The following is a 1,098-nucleotide window of genomic DNA, read 5'->3' on the forward strand; positions in this document are numbered from 1 at the left end:
GCTCGGCGGTGCCGCTGAGCGTGGTGCCGTTGCTGGGGTTGATCACTGGCGTGGCCGGGGCTACCGAGTCCACGGTGACACTGCTGCCCGCACTGGTGTTGCCGGAGGCGTCGGTGGCCGTGGCGTTGACCACGGTGCCGTTGGGCAACGGCGTGGTCGGAGTGAAGCTCCAGTTGCCGCTGCCATCGGCGGTGACCTGCCCGATGGGATTGCCGTTGCCATCGGTCAGGGTCACGGTGGCGCCCGGCTCGGCAGTACCGCTGAGCGTGCTGCCGTTGCTCGGGTTGACCACTGGCGTGGCCGGTGCCACGGCGTCCACGGTGACGCTGGCCGGCGAGCTGGCGTTGCCGGACGGGTCGGTAGCCGTGGCGTTGACCACCGTGCCGTCGGGCAACGGCGTGCTCGGGGTGAAGGTCCAGTTGCCGCTGCCGTCGGCGGTGACCTGGCCAATCGGGTTGCCGTTGCCGTCGGTCAGGGTCACGGTAGCGCCCGGCTCGGCGGTGCCGCTGAGGGTCGTACCGTTGCTCGGATCGACGGTGGGCGTGGCCGGCGCGACGGCATCCACGGTAACGCTGGCCGGCGGACTGCTGTTGCCGGCGGCATCCCTGGCCACCACGTTGACAACGGTACCGTCCGGCAACGGGGTGGACGGCGTGAAAGACCAGTTGCCGTTGGCATCGGCGGTGGTCTGGCCGATCGGATTGCCATTGCCGTCGGTCAGGGTCACGCTGCTGCCCGGTTCGGCAGTCCCGCTGAGTTCGCTGCCGTTGCTCGGCTCGACCACCGGCGCGTTCGGCGCCACGCCGTCGACGGTGATGGAGGTCGCCGGGCTGCTGTTGCCGGCGGCGTCCCTGGCCACCACATTGACCACGGTGCCATCCGGCAGTTGGCTACCGGGGGTGAAGCTCCAGTTGCCGTTGGCATCGGCGCTGGTCTGGCCGATCGGATTGCCGTTGCCGTCGGTGATCACGATGGTCACGCCCGCTTCCGCCGTACCGCTGAGGACGCTGCCGTTGCTGGCATTGACCTGGGGCGCGTCGGGGAAGTCGGGGGCTTCGGCGGTGACCGGGGTGCTGTTGTTGCCGGCCGGGTCGGTAA

General features: G+C 70.1%; 1 protein-coding gene. It reads right to left on the reverse strand.

The window, feature by feature from the left end:
* A partial coding sequence (locus HMPREF2716_RS29340; protein ID WP_256548105.1) for an Ig-like domain-containing protein occupies window positions 1-1,098 on the reverse strand: 1,098 nt, incomplete at both ends.

Origin of the sequence: Pseudomonas sp. HMSC076A11 (assembly GCF_001810205.1) — a bacterium.
Taxonomy (GTDB): domain Bacteria; phylum Pseudomonadota; class Gammaproteobacteria; order Pseudomonadales; family Pseudomonadaceae; genus Pseudomonas; species Pseudomonas aeruginosa.